A 17331-nucleotide genomic window follows, 5' to 3' on the forward strand; every position below is an offset into this window, starting at 1 on the left:
TGGGGTGTCCGGCCCGTTTCCACCGTATGGCCATTCAACTTCTGACCAAGCTTTTCGGCAGCCGCAACGACCGCCTGCTCAAGCAGTACCGCAAGACGGTGGAGCGCATCAACGCCTTGGAGCCCTCGCTGGAGAGCCTCAGCGACGCCGATTTGCGCGCCAAGACCGACGAGTTCAAGCGCCGCATTGCCGATGGTGCCTCGCTCGACGATCTGCTGGTCGAAGCCTTTGCTGTGGTGCGCGAAGCCAGCAAGCGCGTCATGAAGATGCGCCACTTCGACGTGCAGATGCTCGGCGGCATCGCGCTGCACAACGGCAAAGTGGCCGAAATGCGCACGGGCGAGGGCAAGACGTTGACCGCTACCCTGCCGGTGTACCTCAACGCCTTGTCGGGCAAGGGCGTGCACGTGGTCACCGTGAACGACTACCTGGCCAGTCGCGACGCCCAGTGGATGGGCCGCCTCTACAACTTCCTGGGGCTCTCGGTGGGCGTCAACCTGCCTCAGGCGCCTCGCGAAGAAAAGCAGGCCGCCTATGGTGCCGACATCACCTACGGCACCAACAACGAATACGGCTTTGACTACCTCCGTGACAACATGGTCTACGAGGCAGTGGATCGTGTGCAGCGCGGACTGAACTTCGCCATCGTGGACGAGGTGGACTCCATCCTTATCGACGAAGCCCGCACGCCCCTGATCATCAGCGGCCAGGCCGACGACCAGACGCCGATGTACATCGCCATCAATCGCCTGGTGCCGCACCTCACGCGCCAGGAAGGCGAAGCCGACGTGCGCACGGGCGAGGGCGTCATCAAGCCCGGCGACTTCACGGTGGATGAGAAATCGCACCAGGTTCACCTCACCGAACAAGGCCACGAGAATGCCGAGCGCCTGCTCTCGCAGGCCGGTTTGCTGGCCGAGGGCGCGTCGCTGTACGACCCCGCCAACATCGCGCTGCTGCACCACCTCGTCACCTCGCTGAAGGCGCATCACCTGTACCATCGCGATCAGCACTACGTGAACCAGAACGGCGAGATCGTCATCGTCGATGAGTTCACCGGCCGTCTGATGTCGGGCCGGCGCTGGAGCGATGGCCTTCACCAGGCCGTCGAGGCAAAAGAAGGCGTGGCCATCCAGCCCGAGAACCAGACGCTGGCCTCAATCACCTTCCAAAACTACTTCCGCCTCTACAACAAGCTCTCGGGCATGACCGGTACGGCCGACACCGAGGCCTACGAGTTCCAAGAGATTTACGGACTGGAGACGGTGGTCATTCCGCCCAACCGTCCCAGCAAGCGCGACGACCAGCTCGACCGCGTTTATAAGACCACCCAGGAGAAGTACGCGGCGGCCATTGCCGATATCCGCGAGTGCCACGAGCGCGGCCAACCCGTGCTGGTGGGCACCTCGTCGATCGAAAACTCCGAAATCATTGCCCAGTTGCTGCAGGCCGCCAAGTTGCCGCACGAGGTGCTCAACGCCAAGCAGCACGCCCGCGAAGCGGACATCATTGCCCAGGCGGGCCGCCCGGGCGCCATCACCATCGCCACCAACATGGCCGGCCGTGGCACCGACATCGTGCTGGGTGGCAACTTGGAAAAGCTGCTCGATGCGCTGGAGCGGGACGAGTCCCTCGACGAGGCCACCAAGGCCCAGCGCGCCGAGGCCATCCGAGCGCAGTGGAAGGCCGACCATGAGCAGGTCAAGGGCTTGGGCGGATTGCGCATCATTGCCACCGAGCGCCACGAATCGCGCCGCATCGACAACCAGTTGCGCGGCCGCTCCGGCCGCCAGGGTGACCCGGGTTCTTCTCGCTTCTACCTGAGCCTGGACGATTCGCTCATGCGCATCTTCGCGGGTGACCGCGTGCGGGCCATCATGGACCGCCTGAAGATGCCGGAAGGCGAAGCCATTGAGGCCAGCATCGTCACCCGCAGCATCGAGAGCGCGCAGCGCAAGGTGGAGGCCCGCAACTTCGACATCCGCAAGCAGCTGCTGGAGTACGACGACGTGTCGAACGACCAGCGTAAAGTGATCTACCAGCAGCGCAATGACATTCTGGACGCCGCCTCGTTGCGCGCCCAGATCGATTCGCTGCGCGAGGGCTGCTTTGCCGATCTGGTGCGCCAATACGTGCCCGAAGGCAGTGTGGAAGAGCAGTGGAACCTGCCCGAGCTTGAGCGTGTGCTGCGCGAAGAGTGGGCGGTGGAGGCCTCGGTCACCTCATGGGTGTCCGACGCTGAGGCCATCGACGACAACGAAGTCGTGGAGCGTGTGCAAGCGGCTGCCAAGGCGGCGTTCGACGCCAAGGTGCAGTTGGTGGGTGAGGACAACTTCACCTCCTTTGAGCGCGTGGTGCTGCTGCAGACCATCGACAGCCAGTGGCGCGAGCACCTGGCCGCACTCGACTACTTGCGCCAGGGCATTCACCTGCGTGGCTATGCCCAGAAGCAGCCCAAGCAGGAATACAAGCGCGAAGCCTTCCAGCTCTTCGCTCAGTTGCTCGACAGCGTGAAGAACGAAGTCACCCGCATTTTGATGAACGTGCGCGTGCAGTCTGCCGAGCAGATTTCGCAGGCCGCCGAAACGCTGGAAGAGCGGGCCGAGAGCCTGAGCAACATCACCTACACCGCGCCGACCGAAACGGGCGAGGTGGAGACCATCACCGACGCCAACACCGCCCGCCAGCCAGCTGGCCAGTGGCCTCGCGTGGGCCGCAACGATCCGTGCCCTTGCGGCAGCGGCAAGAAGTACAAGCACTGCCACGGCAAGCTGGACTGATCTCGCTGTCCCTTGCGCCGGCCATCTGGTTCGATCTCGGAGCTTTTCCATGCCTGTTCAACTCAACGCCCCCGTGGTGGATGACCTCTTGCCCATCAAGGGCGTTCGCATTGGCGTGGCCCAGGCCGGCATCCGCAAGGCCAACCGCAAAGACCTCACCGTTTTTCTGCTGGACGAAGGCTGTGCGGTGGGGGCGGTGTTCACCCAGAACCGATACGCTGCCGCTCCAGTGCAGGTGTGTCGCGAGCACCTGGCGTCTGGCGCTGGCACTCGCGCCTTGGTGATCAACACCGGCAATGCCAACGCTGGCACAGGTGAGCCGGGCCTGGCTGACGCCCGTCAGACTTGTACGGCCTTGGCGCGTTGCCTGAACATCCCGCATGAGCAGGTGCTGCCGTTCTCCACGGGCGTGATCATGGAGCCGCTGCCCATGGACCGCCTGCTGGCTGGCTTACCCACCGCCTTGGCCGATGCGGCCCAGCCCCAGCATGACAGCGGGGCGCAGTGGCTGTCGGCGGCGCAGGGCATCATGACCACCGATACCCTGCCCAAGGCCGCCAGTGTGTCTTTCGATCTGGCGGGAAAGCCGATTCACGCCACCGGTATCGCCAAGGGCGCCGGCATGATCCGGCCCAACATGGCCACCATGTTGGGCTTTCTGGCCACCGACGCCGCCGTGGCGCCGGCGCTGATGGGGGACCTGGCCCGCCGCTTGGCCGATGTGTCCTTCAACCGCGTCACGGTGGACGGCGACACCAGCACCAACGACTCGTTCGTGGTGATCGCCACGGGACGCGCCGGCCAGCCGGTGGTCACCGATCTGGACTCGCCCGCAGGGCAGGCCCTGGTGGCGGCGCTGACGCCCCTGGCCCAGCGCCTGGCCCACGCCATCGTTCGTGATGGCGAGGGAGCCACCAAGTTCATCACCGTGCGGGTGGACGGCGGGCGCGACAGCCAGGAGTGCCTGCTGGCCGCCTATGCCATCGCCCATTCTCCGCTGGTCAAGACGGCCTTCTTCGCCAGTGACCCCAACCTGGGCCGCATCCTGGCCGCGGTCGGGTATGCCGGCATCAACGACCTCGATATCCGTGGCATCGATCTTCGCCTGGGCGACGTGCACGTGGTGAAGCAAGGCGGCCGCAACCCAGACTACCGCGAGGAAGATGGTGCGCGCGTGATGAAGGAGCCGGAGATTCTGGTGCACGTCTCGCTGGGTCGAGGCAGCGCCACTGAAACCGTGTGGACCTGCGACTTCAGCCACGACTATGTGACCATCAACGCCGACTACCGCTCTTGATCGGCCTAGCCAGGGAGTCAGACAGCATGAACGAATCCTTCGAGCGCCTGCTTCACCGAGCCGAAGCGCTGATCGATCGCATCGAATCCGTCCTGCCGCAACCCCTGGGCGAACCCGACTGGGAGGCCTCGGTGGCGTTCCGCTACCGCAAGCGCAGCAGTGGGCACGGGGCATTGGAGCCGGTGCGCCAGGTGGCGACGATCCAGCTCGCCGACTTGCAGGAAATCGACGACCAGAAGGACAAGATCCGCCGCAACACCGAGCAGTTCGTGAAAGGACTGCCGGCCAACAACGTGCTGCTGACCGGGGCACGGGGTACTGGCAAGTCGTCGCTGGTCAAGGCTTGCCTGAACGCCTACGCACCGCAAGGCCTGCGCCTGATCGAGGTTGACAAGGCCGATCTGGTGGATTTGCCAGATATCGTGGACGTCGTGGCCAACCGCCCAGAGAAATTCATCGTCTACTGCGACGACCTCAGCTTCGAGGACGGCGAACCGGGCTACAAGGCGCTCAAGTCCATCCTGGATGGCTCTGTGTCGGCCGCCAGCCCGAACGTGCTGATCTACGCCACCAGCAACCGCCGGCACCTGTTGCCTGAGTACATGAAGGAAAACCTTACCTACACGCACACCCCGGACGGTGAGGTGCACCCGGGTGAGGTGGTGGAGGAGAAGATTTCCCTGTCTGAACGCTTCGGGCTTTGGGTCAGCTTCTACCCCTTCAGTCAGGAGGAGTACCTCACCATCGTAGGCCAGTGGCTGGCCTCGCTGGGGGTGGCGTCGCATGCCATCGAGGCGGCACGGCCCAAGGCGTTGGTGTGGGCGCTTGAGCGCGGCTCGCGCAGCGGCCGGGTGGCTTACCAGTTTGCGCGCGACTACGCGGGCTCACACGAAACCGCCGCATGAGCGACGTGCTGGTCGTCGATGGCGATCCCACCCGAAGCGGTGCCGACCGCCCCGTGGTGGAGGTGGCGGTGGGTGTGTTGGTTGCTGCCGATGGTCGCTTTTTGCTCACCTCAAGGCCCGAGGGCAAGGTGTACGCCGGTTACTGGGAATTTCCGGGCGGCAAGCTGGAAGCGGGCGAGACGGTTGAGCAGGCATTGCGCCGCGAACTGGAAGAAGAGATCGGCGTCACCATCGGCAAAGCCCACCTGTGGCGCACGCAGTTGGTCGATTACCCCCATGCCCTGGTGCGCCTCAACTTCTGCAAGGTGTTCGACTGGACCGGTGAGTTGCACATGAGGGAAGGGCAGTCGTACGGGTGGCATTCCCTGCCCGTGGGTTGCGAACCGGTCTTGCCAGGCACCGTGCCTGTGCTCAAGTGGTTGGCCGATGAGGCGGCCAGTGCCCGCTGAACGGGCGAACTGACGGTCAGCTTTGCTCGAAGTGAGGGTCGCTCTGGCCTTCGCGCTCAGGTACGCTGAAGGATTCGCTCGCCCAGGCGCCAAGATCGATTTGTTTGCAGCGCTCGCTGCAGAAGGGGCGGAAGCGATTGCTGGGCGAATAGACGCTGTCGCCATCGCACGTGGGGCAGCGCACGATGCGCTCGGTTGTCTTGGGTTCGGGCGTCATCACGCGCACAGGGTGAGTTCAAATGCCGCGTCTTCTCCAGCGGCGTGCAGACGATCGTCCTCCCCCTGGCGCATCAGCCGAACTGAGAACATCAGTCGATTGCCACTGATCTCGGGGATGAGGCCGGATGCTGGGTCCAGCTTTAAACGAAGCAATTGGAAGGTACGGCCCTGGGGCAGGTTCTGCTGAAACTGACCGCCAGGCGCCACCACCTTTTGTGGCACACCGGAATCCCGCAACAGCTTCAGCAGCATGCCCACGCCCTGCGCCAGGGGGGCCAGCGACAAGGACCAGCGATCGAGGTCGGCCTGGCGCGCAGCGGGGTCTTTGTGTTGCCAGTGGTAATAGGAAGGCAGGTCAAACTCGCAGGTGCCGCCCGGGATGCTGATGCGGCTGCGGATGCTCATCAGCCAGTCATTCTCTGTCAGCCCTTGCCCGGTTTTGCCCGTGGCCTGTGTCAGTTGCTGGAAGCAATCGTCCAACTGTCCGATGACCGCATCCAGCGCCTTCTCCGAGATGGCCGGGTTGCCTCGGTAACCGTTGAGCTGCTGCTTGTGTCGTTCGATGTCTTTGAGGACGTCGGATTTCATGTCGGCCCGAGCGGCGACGTCCATGATTTCGAAGATGGTCTGGATCGCAAAATGGTGGTCCAGCGGATGGGCTCGTGGCACCAACTCCGCCATGCGATCGAACAAGTGTTCGAGGCGCAAGTAGGTGCGGATACGCTCGTTGAAGGGGTATTCGTACAGGATCACCGGCTTGAGGCGAAGGGTCGCCGCGCAGAAGGAAAAAAGATCATAGCCCGAACCGACGCACCAACTTCGCAACGTCGGCCTTCAGTGCTTCGAGATCATCGGAATCGTTGTACAGCACGGCGTCTGCCGCCTGCAGCCGCAGCGACCGGCTGGCTTGTTGCGAGATGATGCGCTCGATCATGTCAGGCGCCAGGCCGTTGCGTGCCTGTACCCGCCGAACCTGCGTCGATTCGTTGCAGTCAACCACGACCACGCGGTCTAACTGAGGCCGCCAGCGAGGCGACTCGACCAGCAGCGGAATGTCATACACCAGGCACGGCGAATGGCTTTTTGCTGTGGCCTCTTGAATGGCGAGGCCCACCATGGGGTGCACGATGGCCTCCAGCGCTTGCTTGGCTGCCGGTTCTCTGAACACCAGTTCGCGCATGCGCTGCCGATCCATCGCGCCTTCGGCGGTGACCATCTCGGCACCAAACCGCTCACGGATCGAGGGGATGGCCCGACCACCTGCCTCGGTGCATTGTCGCGCCAGGGCGTCGGCGTCGATCACGTCGGCCCCCATTTGCCGCATCAAGCCTGCCGCCGTGCTTTTACCGCTGCCAATGCCCCCGGTGATGCCCACCCGCCACATGGCGTTCAAAGCCCGATGGCCCGGAGAATGGCGTCGGGGCCGGCGATCATGGCGGTCAGACCGCCCAATGCCAGAAAGGGACCGAAGGGCACGTAACCGCCCTCGCGCAGGGCACCTTTGAACTTGATGGCAATGCCCACCACTGCACCGATCACCGAGGCCATCAAGATGATGGGTATCAGGGCCTGCCAGCCGAACCAAGCGCCCAGGGCAGCGAATAGCTTGAAGTCGCCATAACCCATGCCTTCCTTGCCAGTGGTCAGCTTGAAAGCCCAGAACACCAGCCACAGCGAGAGATAACCCGCCACTGCACCCCAGAGCGCATCGTTCAGCGTCAGCGGAAGCCAATCAAGGGCCGCGGCACAGAGACCCGCCCAGAGCAAAGGCAGTGTGATGTCGTCCGGCAGCAGTGTGGTGTCCCAGTCAATGCCTGCGAGACACACAACGGTGGCCGAAAAGCCCGCCCACAAGAGGGCCTGCTCCGAGAGTCCCCATTGCCAGCCGCACCAGGCAAACAGCAGACCAGTGGCCACTTCCACCAGGGGATAGCGGACGGAGATGCCAGTTTTGCAATCGCTGCAGCGACCCCGCAACCATAGGTAGCTCAGGACAGGAATGTTCTCGTGCCATGCGATAGGGTGACCGCAGTGCGGGCAGGCCGACCGAGGCACCATCAGGTTGACCTTGGCTGCATTCGGGGGCTCTTTGCCTTCGAACTCGGCGCACTCCTCGGCCCAACGTCGCTCCATCATTTTGGGCAGCCGGTGAATGACCACATTCAGAAAGCTGCCCACCAAAAGGCCGAGCACGCCCAACACGGCGGCGGCGGGCCACCCGCTCGGGAAATCCGCCATCAGACCACCTGCCCCAGCTTGAAGATGGGCAGGTACATGGACACCACGATACCGCCGATGATGGTGCCAAGCACCACGATGATGATGGGTTCCATGAGACTCGACAGGCCGGCGACCATATCGTCCACCTCTGCCTCATAGAAGTCGGCCGCCTTGCCCAGCATGTGGTCGATGGACCCAGATTCTTCGCCAATGGCACACATCTGCAAGACCATGGAGGGAAACAGGTTCGCATTGGTCATGGCCATCGTCAGGCTGGTGCCGGTGGACACCTCTTGCTGGATTTTTTCCGTGGCGATGGCATAGACCGAATTGCCGGAGGCGCCACCCACGGAGTCAAGGGCTTCGACCAGCGGCACACCTGCAGCGAACATCGTGGACAAAGTGCGTGTCCAACGGGCCACCACCGACTTTTCCACCAGCGCGCCAAAGACGGGTACCTTCAGCAGCAGGCGGTCCATGAACTGCTGGACGCGTTCATTGCGTTTCCACGCCTGCATGGCAAAGTAGGCGCCACCGCCCACCACGCCGAAGATCAGCCACCACCATTCCACGAAAAACTCGCTCATGCCGATCACGAACAGGGTTGGCGCAGGCAGGTCCGCTCCAAATGAGGTGAACACTTCCTTGAAGGAGGGGATCACGAAGATCATGATCAGCGACACCACCACGAAGGCCACGATCAGCACGGCGGTTGGGTACATGAGCGCCGACTTGATCTTGGATTTGATCGCCTCGGTCTTCTCCATGTAGGTGGCCAGGCGGTCGAGCAGGGATTCCAGAATACCGGCGGCCTCACCCGCTTCCACCAGGTTGCAGTAGAGACTGTCGAAGTAGAGAGGATGCTTGCGAAAGGCAGCGCTCAGCGAGGTGCCTGTTTCGACATCCGAGCGGATGTCGTTCAGCAGCTTGGTCACGCTGGCGTTGGCGTTGCCGCGCCCCACGATGTCAAACGACTGCAGCAGAGGCACGCCGGCTTTCATCATGGTGGCCAGTTGGCGGGTGAAGATGGCGATGTCCTTGGGCTTGATGCGTTTGCCTGAGGCCATTCGCCGCTTCTTGATCTTGCCCGGCACCACCCCTTGCCGGCGCAACATGGCCAGCACCTGGTTTTCACCTTGTGCCCGTGTTTCGCCTTTGACGGGCTTGCCGTTGCGGTCCTTGCCTTCCCATTCGAAGACGAACTCTTTGGCGTTTTTCGGTGCGGCTGTAGCCATGAATTTCCCTCGTCCGTTTGGGCGTCGTTGCTGAAGGCGTCTGCCTTCAGTCGTTCGTGACGCTGAGCACCTCGTCCAATGAGGTGACGCCTTGTTTGACCTTCAGCAAGCCCGACTCGCGCAGGGTCCGAACGCCCTCCAGGCTGGCCTGGTGGGCAATGTCCAGAGCGCTTCCACCGCGCAGGATGATGCGTTGAATTTCTTCTGAAATCGGCATGACCTGGTAAATGCCGACCCGGCCTTTGTAGCCGTTGTTGCACGCCGAGCACCCCACCGGCCGGTAGGGTGTCCAGGTGCCGTCGAGTTCCTCGGGTTGGTAGCCCGCCTCCAGCAGTGCCTTGCGAGGCACGTCCAGGGGTTGCTTGCAGGTGGCACACAGCCGGCGAGCCAGCCGCTGCGCAGTGATCAGGATCACGCTGGAAGCAATGTTGAACGTGGGGATGCCCATGTTCATCATTCGAGTCAGCGTGGTGGGGGCGTCGTTGGTGTGCAGCGTGGACAGCACCAAGTGACCGGTCTGGGCGGCCTTGATCGAGATGTCGGCCGTTTCAAGGTCACGAATTTCGCCCACCATGATCACGTCTGGATCCTGGCGCAGGAAAGCCTTGAGGGCCGCCGCGAACGTCAGCCCGGCTTTCTCGTTCACGTTGACCTGGTTGACGCCAGGTAGGTTGATTTCCGAGGGGTCTTCCGCCGTGGAGATGTTTACCCCCGGCTTGTTGAGCATGTTCAGGCAGGTGTAGAGCGACACCGTCTTGCCGGAGCCGGTGGGGCCAGTCACCAGCACCATGCCGTAGGGGCGGCCGATGGCGTTCAGCAGCCGTTCCTTCTCTTCAGGCTCATAGCCCAGCGCGTCGATGCCCAGCTTGGCGCTGCTCGGGTCAAGGATACGGATCACGATCTTTTCGCCGAACAGCGTGGGCAGGGTGCTGACGCGGAAATCGATCACCCGGTCAGGCCCCACCTTGAGCTTCATGCGCCCGTCCTGGGGCACGCGCTTCTCGGAAATGTCCATCCGAGAAATCACTTTGATCCGGGAGGCCAGCTTGTCCTTGATGGCCACTGGCGGCGATGCGATCTCGCGCAACTCGCCGTCAATGCGGAAGCGCACGCGGTAGTTGTGCTCGTAGGGCTCGAAATGCAGGTCGGATGCGCGCATGTTGAACGCATCCAGCAGCATCTTGTGCAGAAACTTGACCACCGGGGCATCATCGACTTCCGGTGATTTGTCGGTGGTCTCCGTGGTGGTAGCCTCGGCCGCCAGCTCATCGAACTCGATGTCGTTGCCGACGATGCTTTCCATCGTCTCATTGACGCTGGCGCTGCGCGATTCGACCAGCTTGCTCAACTTGTCGAACTCGGCGATCACCCAGTCCACCCCCATCTGGGTGGCGAACTTGATCTTCTCTGCCGCGTGGTGGTCTGCTGGATCGGCGGTGGCCACGATCAAGCGGTTGTTGCGCTTGCTCAGGACAACGATGCGGTTGTCCGCGCAGATCTTAGGGTCCAGCAGGTTGGTGGGCAGGCGCTGGAGGTCAATCGCATCAAGGTCCAGCAAGGGCGCACCAAACGCCGTGGACATCGTGTGGGCCAAGTCTGTGGCGGACACTGCGCCCGACTCGATCAGTTCGGCAATGAAACTGGTCCGTCCGCTCTGGGCTTTTCGGTAAAGCTCTTCGGCCGATCGCTGTTCCAGCTTCCCCGCTGCCACGAGCGCCCTGCCTAGGCCTGGCAGGGCCATTGAGGGGGGGTCGGTGGAGAAGGGTTCTTGGGAGGCCATATCCGCGTAATCTAACGTAAATCAACAACTTGGCCGCTGCCCTTGCGGTGTTTCGCCCGGCGAACGGGCAAATCCCGGGTGTCAACGTTGCATGTGTGCTGTGCCGGGCCAGGTCATCTTGCGTCAGGCGTTTGGTCGTCTACGTGTGACCTGAGGGAGCGGTGAGTGTCCTGGATCGGCGACCGAACGAACCCAATCGTGGCTCTTCGGAGCAACCCAGAAAGCCAAAAGCCCCTGGACGGGGCTTTTGTGTCTTGGATGACTGAGAAAAATCTGGTCGGGGTGAGAGGATTCGAACCTCCGGCCTCTACGTCCCGAATTTCATCCGGACGCCTTTTCGGGCCTCTTCTGAGCGAAGAATCAACATCTTAGCGCGGATTTGCATGGCGTTGCACGACGTTGCGCGAGGGTCATCTGGAGCAGATTTGGAGCAGCGCAGCTACGGTCTGCTCCAGAAAACCGTAGCCAGCTGGGTCGTATAGGAACCGGCTTATACGGGTGGTCAGAGGCTCCGGCAGGGGCGGCCCTTGGACCCCGCGCCGGCAGCGTCCAGCCAGGGGGTCAGAGGTACTCGTCCTTCCAGCGCGCCGCGTCGGCCACCAGCTGGGTCAGCCGGTCGGCCTGGCGGGCCACGAAGGCGGCGATGCCCTGCACGAAGGCCAGCTCGGCCTCGCCCTCGTAGTCGTCCGCCTGAGCCTGGGCTGCTGCTTCTGCTGTGGCCAACTTGGCCAGGCGCTGACCTTCGCGGCGCATCAGCTTGCGGTCAACGCCGCAGCGGGCAGCAAAGTCGGCCAAGGCAAAGGCCGAGACCTCGGCGTGGCTGAAGACGTCGCCGTAGGCCATGGCCAGCTCGGTGTCGAAGCCGTCGTACTGCAGCACGCTGACCAGGTCGTACCAGGGCGTCGGCTCCAGCAGGCCACCTGGGCGCACAAAGAAAGAGAAGTTCTTGCCGTGGGCGTCGCTGTTGCCAATCAAGAATTGGAAGAGCGCCCAGCGCAGCATGGCCAGCCGGGTGGCCGCCTTGTTGGCCGTGAGGTCGGCGCAGCCGAACAATCGTTCGAAGCTCACGCCGTCGCGGATGTGGCGCACCGCCTCGGCACTGCCCAGGTTGCGCTCGTACTTGTAGGCCACGGGCAGGTCGCAGGCTTGGGCAGCGTCGATGATGTGCCGGCGGTGAACCCGCGGCTGGCCGCCGACGGTCTCGACTTCGCGGTCGAAGCGGCGCACGACCAGCACCGGGCGGGGCGTGCGCAACAGGCTTACCTCAGCGGCCGGCAGCTTCATGCGGCGGGCCAGCGACATGCAGAAGTGCTCGTTGACCGCCAGGTGCGGCGTCTGCGGATTGCCGGTGTCGGGCTTGAGGATGTGGGTGGAGGCCAGTCGCTGTCCGTCCACCAAAAAGACTCGCCCGCCCTCCAGCAGTGGACGGTCAAGGTAGACCAGCAGCTTGTCTTGCAGGCCGGCCACTGACATGCGGACCTTGCCGTCCCACACCGTCAGCGGTACGTGCTCGCGTTCGGCGATGCGCTGGTCCAGCTCCTGGAGGGGGATTTCTCGCAGGATGGGTTCGGCGGTGGGTGGTGCCGGGTTCGCATCTCCAGTGAAGCGCAGGGCGCCCGCGGTTTCGGCACCAAGCGCCCAGATGAGGCCGAAGACGTTGGTCTTGGCCAGACCGTTGTAAGCCACGGCCACATCCAGCGCACGCCCCTCGGGCAGCAGGTGCTCGATGAAGCGCTTGATGGATGCGGACGCGTAGTCAGGCGCCGGGCGAACCAGGGGCAGTGCCGGAGACAGCGGGTAAGACTTGGCGTCGGCGACCCAGGGCTCGGCATAGCTCAGGCCCCAGCGGTCGTCGCGCCCTTCGTGCTCGATGGTGGCGACCTGAGCTTCGTCGGCCCAGACGTGCAGTGCGTGGGTCATGCTGACCGCCTCATGGCTTCGGGACGGCTTGAGGAACCGTCTGGCTACCTGAGCTGCCCAAGCCGCTTGATGAGGCCGCCTCTCGGGCCCACGGGTGCTCCTTGGGCAGCACCATGAGCGTCAGACCCAGGCCATCGAGCACGGCCAAGGCCTTGTCTAGGCGCACTGAGCCCTGGCCGTTCTCGAGTCGGGACATGAGGTCCACCGACACGCCGAGCAGGCCCGCCGCATCATCGATGCGCAGCGACTGCGACTTGCGGCGCTCACGCACGACCGGGCCCAGGTCAGGGGCTGACTGGAGCAGGGTCGGTCGGCGGGTGGCAGAGTCAGTCATTTCGGAATTTCAGTTGCAGGGCTTCTGGGTTGCGCTTCAAGCAAACAGTTTCTGTTATTCCGAAATCATAGGCGGTTCTGGGGGGCTCATCAACTAGAATTTCGGTAAATCAGAAACAGAAGAGCTCTCGATGCGCTGTCAGGTGGTATTTCTGATTTTCCGAAACATTGGCTGAGGTTGCAGAGGTCCGCCCGGCCCCGTACTTCCGCCATGGAACACTGACGCGATGACCGACCAACCCAGACCCCAAGGCCAGCTCGACGTCCAGCGTTGGCTGGGGCGGTGCATGCTGCGGTTGCAGCAGTACGAGCGGCTGATGAAGACGCTGCTGGCCCACCACGAACTCGCCGGGCCTGCCGACACGCTGGAGGCCCAGCGGGCCGCGAACTTGGAGAAGGTGTCGGACAAGACCTTGGGTACGCTGGTCAAGTCCCTCTTCGAGAGCTACGCGGTACCGGACGGATTCGAGCGCGAGTTGCTCCCGGAAGACAAGGTCCCGACCGACCGCATCTCCATGGCCATCAGCTACCGCATGACCATGGCTCCGGAGCGGCTCGCCGAGGTCAGAGCCCAGATTGAGGAACTGGTCGTGATGCGCAACGAGCTGGTGCATCACTTCATCGAGCGATTTGACCTCTGGAGCGACCTGGGCTGCGAGGCTGCTTTGCACCACCTCGAGCACTGCTACCAGCGTATCGACCACCACCACAACGAACTGGTCGGGTGGGCCAAGACCATGGACGAGGCACGAGCGCACATGGCGGCATTCGCCGAGACCGACGTCTTTCACGACATGGTGGTGAACGGCATCGCGCCCGACGGAACCTTTGATTGGACGCACACCGGCATCGTTCGAGTGCTGCGCGAGGCGTCCGAGGCCCTGTCCGAGGGGGGCTTGACCCGACTGGACCGGGCTCGCGACTGGATAGCCGCCCACCATCCGGACCAGACCCCGAGCAAGTACGGCTGCCGCACCTGGCCGCAGGTTCTCAGCGAGTCCAAGCTGTTCGAGCTGGTCTACAGGGTCGGGGATGACGGGAAGAGGGTGGGCTGGTTCCGCGAGCGCTTGGCCAGTTAGCTGCGGCTGCTCGCGAGCAGTTTGGACAGCACTCGCGCATGCAGTCAGACGGCTCAAAGAAGCACGGCTTCTAAAGTCGACTAAGGGTAGTCGCGTCGCCGAATTTAGAGCCGGGCGCAGGTTGCCTACACGGGTCTCCATCAACTCACTGGAGACCCATATGACCACCACCAAGAGCCGCCAATCGACTGATGACCACCTGACCGACGAAGTCCTGCAGAACGCTCACGCCCTGCTGCGGAACGCTTCGAGCGCAAACGCAACGCCAGCCAGCACGGTCCAGAAGCCGCTGTCCAGAAAAGACGTTTGTGGCCTGCTCGGCATCTCTGTGCGTACGACCCAATACTGGGTCGAGCAAGGACGCTTGCCGGAGCCCCTGTGCATTGGCCGTAAGCGGTACTGGCTACCCCATCAGCTTGAAAAGCTGCTGCAGCCTCAAGCCCAGGAGCTGTGTCTGCAGTCCCTGGAGGCCGCACAGCCGCCTGGTCTGCCCGTGACAGAAACCCAGGGGCCGACGGAAGGCACCCGGACTCGTAAGCGCCGCAAAAAGTCATCCGAGTCCATCCCATGTGCTGAGAGCGTTAAGACACGGACGCAATCCAAATGCGGAGAAATCAAGCGAAGGCTCAACCTGATTTCAGCTGATGCGACCGTCTGACGGGCACCCGGCCCGGTGAGGAATCGGCTCCGCCGACCAAGCTATCTGAGGTGCCTACACGTCATGCGCCTGCAACTGGGCGTGAAAGGACACGACGTGATGAATGAAGATGAACAGCAACTCGAGCAGCTGCGTGCCGTGGCGCATATGCGGGACAACGGCCAGTTCGCCGTGGCAACGCTGCTGCGCGAGACCGAGCACGGGCTCAGCGCCCCTCACGAGGCAGGCCCTGGCCTGATGGTCTTGCACGACATCGTGCCGGCCAAGTACTTGGAGCGGATGAAGCGCGGGCAGTGGAAACGCTGCACGGAGTTGATGACGACCTCGGACCTGTGTTCAGCGCTCGTGGCGGGCTTCGAGCTGGGGGATGTGCAGCTGCGGCTGGTTCTGCCGCTGCTCGGTCGTGAACTGCGAGAAGCGCTGGCAGGCCTGCCACCCGACGAGCCTCTTCGTCTCTACATGGTGGCTGAAGAGGACGGAAGGCAGCTGAATCTCAAGGTGCGCATGGGGCCTGACAGCTCTCAGGCCCTGGCCGCGATGGTCGAAGATGACAACGAGGACTCCGCCTTTACGCTGGGTGCGTTGCTTGAACTCTCCCGAGATGTGGCCGGCTGGAGAATGGGCGATCCGGATGGGCGTCAATGGCCGCCGCTCCGCCCCGATGTGGTGGTCATGACCGTGCTTCCGCCGTCGCTTGTGCGCGCAACGGCTGAGCTCAAGGCCTTGGCCCAGGAGATAGTGCATTGATTCTGAAGGGCTCGCGAAAGCTGGCCCTTCATTTTTTGGCGAACGGCAGCGGTCATCTGCGACAGCTTTGAGTTCTTTGTGGCTGAGTACTTCCGGTACTGGGATGCGGTCAGCGAGGTGATGGTCCGAACGCCCTACGACCAGCAGCCCTCTGAAGCGCAGCTTCGCGAGCTTCACGCCAGCTTGATGGACCAGTTGGCGCCCTATGTCGAAGCCGAAGACGAAATCCAATAAAGACGGCGCGACGGATGCCGCGCCGTATCGGTGTCTCCCGACGGGAATCAAATCAAGACTTCCTGTTTACATCTGGGGGCGACTGGGTCGTCCCCTTTTCTTTGTTCTGATGAATTTTCTGGAGCGTTGCACGAGACTCAATTTTTCGAGGTGCCCTGCAATCGTCGAGTAGCTGCCGGCCCCGAGCTCCAGTCTGAGATTCAGCAGGCTGGGTTGGCGGCGCTGCCTCATAAGCGAAACATAAGCCCGTACTACATCGGCGGCCAGGGCTTCCACGTGAGCTTCCATGGAGGCCATTTGGTCTTCTCTGCGCGCGGCCTCGAGCAGACGGAACTCTTCGTCGCCCTTCAAGCGGCGGTCTCGCTCGTTGAAGTAGCGTGGGCGCTTGACTCCCTCGAGAGGCGACAGGTCCATGTGGATGCGCCACCCCTTGCGCGCGCGGGTGTAGACGGACGAGAGCAGGTCGATTTGGCGGTCCACCGTGGAGCCTTCGACGTACTCCAGGCGGTCGGCGATGAAGTCCTCGATGTGCTCCGGCTTCACCTTGTGCAGCGGCAGGTGCAGCCACTCCAGCGACGTCATCGGCTGGCGGTTCGCGCCCAGTGGGGTCAATGCTTTGCCGAACTCCTTGATTTCGGCCTTGCGCTGCGCGATGCGCTTGCGCAGTTCGTGCGAACTGTCTTCCAGCATGGCACGCAGGATGATGATGTAGTTGTCACCGCCCTTCATGCCTGGGCAGTCCTCTTCCATGTAGCGGCGGATGAGGTCAGCGGTGGTGGTCTTGGCCGCTTGCGTGTAGTCGCGGAACAGGTCCACCTCGGCCTCTGCCTCGATGCGCTTCACGTAGGCCTCGGCTTCCCTGAGGCTGTGGAAGGTCTCGCATTGGGGTTCATGCCCAACGCGAACGACCTTGACCTGGAACGTCGTCTCGCCTTGGGTGATATCGGGTGTCAGGCCCTGCTCGATGAGCGCGCGCATGTACGCCTCGGCGTCCTTGAGCTTGCCGTAGGCGAACTTTCGGGTGTACTTGTTCTTGTCTTTGCCGCGGTAGCCGGGGACGGTCACGGTGAAGGCGGAACGGTTGACGATGGATGCCATGGGAGTCTCCAAAAGTTGATGAAGACCCGTGAAGCGAACGGAGTCGGCGCGTGGTGTTTAGAACCGCTTTAGGGACGTGCGAACGCGTGCATACACGTCACACACCCAGGTCACGCGCGGTGCACGGGGGTGTAGCAGCAGGGGCTCTAAGAGCCTCGTTGCGCGCAACACCGTGCAGCGAAACGCAAAGGCGCGCAGGGGCACGAAGCCTCCTACGCGACCGTTTCTGGAGCAGATTTGGAGCAGCTTGGCCGTTTTGCGCTGTTTTGCGCGTTGTCCGCGTTGCGCGGACTGACCTAAGTGCTTGATTTTGCTGAAGAATTCCTGGTCGGGGTGAGAGGATTCGAACCTCCGGCCTCTACGTCCCGAACGTAGCG

17 protein-coding genes are annotated in these 17331 nt (G+C 62.9%); 8 read left to right on the forward strand and 9 right to left on the reverse strand.

Features of this window, described 5'->3' with window-relative positions; all coding sequences use genetic code 11:
• Positions 1-26 precede the first annotated feature (26 nt).
• Genes secA through ACE3RQ_RS06740 form a run of 4 tightly spaced genes read left to right on the forward strand, consistent with a single transcriptional unit; the run spans position 27 to position 5431 of the window.
• A complete protein-coding gene (gene secA / locus ACE3RQ_RS06725) occupies positions 27-2780 on the forward strand; it encodes a preprotein translocase subunit SecA (RefSeq protein WP_374521167.1) in 2754 nt (917 codons plus the stop codon).
• Between the two features lie 49 nt (positions 2781-2829).
• Positions 2830-4077: a bifunctional glutamate N-acetyltransferase/amino-acid acetyltransferase ArgJ gene (argJ, locus tag ACE3RQ_RS06730; RefSeq protein WP_374521168.1), complete on the forward strand. Its 1248-nt coding sequence runs from the start codon at positions 2830-2832 to the stop codon at positions 4075-4077.
• A gap of 26 nt (positions 4078-4103) precedes the next feature.
• A complete protein-coding gene (locus ACE3RQ_RS06735; protein ID WP_374521170.1) occupies positions 4104-4982 on the forward strand; it encodes an ATP-binding protein in 879 nt (292 codons plus the stop codon).
• Positions 4979-5431 (forward strand): NUDIX domain-containing protein, encoded by a 453-nt coding sequence (locus ACE3RQ_RS06740; protein WP_374521172.1) that lies wholly within the window; start codon positions 4979-4981, stop codon positions 5429-5431. Before ACE3RQ_RS06735 ends, ACE3RQ_RS06740 begins: the two co-directional genes overlap by 4 nt.
• A gap of 16 nt (positions 5432-5447) precedes the next feature.
• On the opposite strand, the gene ACE3RQ_RS06745 is transcribed toward ACE3RQ_RS06740, so the two are convergent.
• The 8 genes from ACE3RQ_RS06745 to ACE3RQ_RS06780 all read right to left on the reverse strand — a co-directional run bounded on the left by ACE3RQ_RS06745 (position 5448) and on the right by ACE3RQ_RS06780 (position 13139).
• Positions 5448-5648: a DNA gyrase inhibitor YacG gene (locus tag ACE3RQ_RS06745; RefSeq protein WP_374521174.1), complete on the reverse strand. Its 201-nt coding sequence runs from the start codon at positions 5646-5648 to the stop codon at positions 5448-5450.
• Positions 5648-6403, reverse strand: coding sequence for a cell division protein ZapD (gene zapD / locus ACE3RQ_RS06750; protein WP_374521176.1), 756 nt, complete (start codon positions 6401-6403; stop codon positions 5648-5650). The genes ACE3RQ_RS06745 and zapD overlap by 1 nt, the downstream gene beginning before the upstream one ends.
• Before the next feature lie 40 nt (positions 6404-6443).
• Positions 6444-7034 carry a dephospho-CoA kinase gene (gene coaE / locus ACE3RQ_RS06755; RefSeq protein ID WP_374521206.1) on the reverse strand — a complete coding sequence of 197 codons (591 nt, stop codon included), beginning with the start codon at positions 7032-7034 and terminating at the stop codon, positions 6444-6446.
• A 5-nt stretch (positions 7035-7039) separates the two neighbouring features.
• Complete coding sequence (locus ACE3RQ_RS06760; RefSeq protein ID WP_374521177.1) at positions 7040-7888, reverse strand: A24 family peptidase; 849 nt, start codon at positions 7886-7888, stop codon at positions 7040-7042.
• The gene (locus tag ACE3RQ_RS06765; protein ID WP_374521179.1) at positions 7888-9105 is read right to left on the reverse strand and encodes a type II secretion system F family protein; all 1218 of its coding nucleotides are present in this window, start codon (positions 9103-9105) and stop codon (positions 7888-7890) included. Before ACE3RQ_RS06765 ends, ACE3RQ_RS06760 begins: the two co-directional genes overlap by 1 nt.
• A 46-nt stretch (positions 9106-9151) precedes the next feature.
• Positions 9152-10885 (reverse strand): type IV-A pilus assembly ATPase PilB, encoded by a 1734-nt coding sequence (gene pilB / locus ACE3RQ_RS06770; RefSeq protein WP_374521181.1) that lies wholly within the window; start codon positions 10883-10885, stop codon positions 9152-9154.
• A 561-nt stretch (positions 10886-11446) separates the two neighbouring features.
• Positions 11447-12805: a HipA domain-containing protein gene (locus ACE3RQ_RS06775; protein WP_374521183.1), complete on the reverse strand. Its 1359-nt coding sequence runs from the start codon at positions 12803-12805 to the stop codon at positions 11447-11449.
• 10 nt (positions 12806-12815) lie between these two features.
• The gene (locus ACE3RQ_RS06780; RefSeq protein ID WP_374521185.1) at positions 12816-13139 is read right to left on the reverse strand and encodes a helix-turn-helix domain-containing protein; all 324 of its coding nucleotides are present in this window, start codon (positions 13137-13139) and stop codon (positions 12816-12818) included.
• A gap of 226 nt (positions 13140-13365) precedes the next feature.
• On the opposite strand from ACE3RQ_RS06780, the gene ACE3RQ_RS06785 reads away from it, so the two are divergent.
• From ACE3RQ_RS06785 to ACE3RQ_RS06800, 4 genes are all read left to right on the forward strand, one after another.
• On the forward strand, positions 13366-14217 hold the full coding sequence (locus tag ACE3RQ_RS06785; protein WP_374521186.1) for an OST-HTH/LOTUS domain-containing protein: 852 nt from the start codon (positions 13366-13368) through the stop codon (positions 14215-14217).
• Between the two features lie 160 nt (positions 14218-14377).
• Positions 14378-14875 carry a helix-turn-helix domain-containing protein gene (locus ACE3RQ_RS06790; RefSeq protein ID WP_374521188.1) on the forward strand — a complete coding sequence of 166 codons (498 nt, stop codon included), beginning with the start codon at positions 14378-14380 and terminating at the stop codon, positions 14873-14875.
• A 63-nt stretch (positions 14876-14938) separates the two neighbouring features.
• Positions 14939-15622, forward strand: a complete 684-nt coding sequence (locus tag ACE3RQ_RS06795; protein WP_374521190.1) for a hypothetical protein — start codon at positions 14939-14941, stop codon at positions 15620-15622.
• Between the two features lie 78 nt (positions 15623-15700).
• Positions 15701-15856 carry a hypothetical protein gene (locus ACE3RQ_RS06800; RefSeq protein ID WP_374521192.1) on the forward strand — a complete coding sequence of 52 codons (156 nt, stop codon included), beginning with the start codon at positions 15701-15703 and terminating at the stop codon, positions 15854-15856.
• A 66-nt stretch (positions 15857-15922) separates the two neighbouring features.
• Here the strand turns inward: ACE3RQ_RS06800 and ACE3RQ_RS06805 are convergent, their stop codons facing one another.
• Positions 15923-16954 carry a hypothetical protein gene (locus tag ACE3RQ_RS06805; RefSeq protein WP_374521194.1) on the reverse strand — a complete coding sequence of 344 codons (1032 nt, stop codon included), beginning with the start codon at positions 16952-16954 and terminating at the stop codon, positions 15923-15925.
• Between the last annotated feature and the right edge of the window lie 377 nt (positions 16955-17331).

Origin of the sequence: Hydrogenophaga sp., assembly GCF_041913525.1 — a bacterium.
In the GTDB taxonomy this organism is placed as follows: Bacteria; Pseudomonadota; Gammaproteobacteria; order Burkholderiales; family Burkholderiaceae_C; genus Hydrogenophaga.